This is a genomic window from Rhizobium ecuadorense, from assembly GCF_001187535.1.
Lineage (GTDB): Bacteria > Pseudomonadota > Alphaproteobacteria > Rhizobiales > Rhizobiaceae > Rhizobium > Rhizobium ecuadorense.
Map to the genome: position 1 here is coordinate 1 of NZ_LFIO01000893.1, position 213 is coordinate 213.

General features: G+C 56.8%; 1 protein-coding gene. It reads left to right on the plus strand.

The features are described from left to right. Positions 1-200 (plus strand): hypothetical protein (locus AF337_RS44430; RefSeq protein WP_210168065.1); only part of this gene is annotated, 200 nt, incomplete at its 5' end. Positions 201-213 lie beyond the last annotated feature (13 nt).

Here is a 213-nt window from a genome sequence, read left to right on the forward strand (position 1 = left end):
TATTTCTCAAGAGTCATTTCGCATGCACGAGCCGAATGAAATTCGGTGCCTGTGCTGAAGAGACGGGCGGCACGCCCCTTGCCGGCGATGGCAAGAACTCTTCAGCCAGACACCCGTGCGGCCGCTGCGGTTATGGCTTGTCGTTGATGGCAGTCGGCCACCAGTGGAATTCGGAATATCCGGCAAACCGGGTCAGATGAGACCGTATTGTTC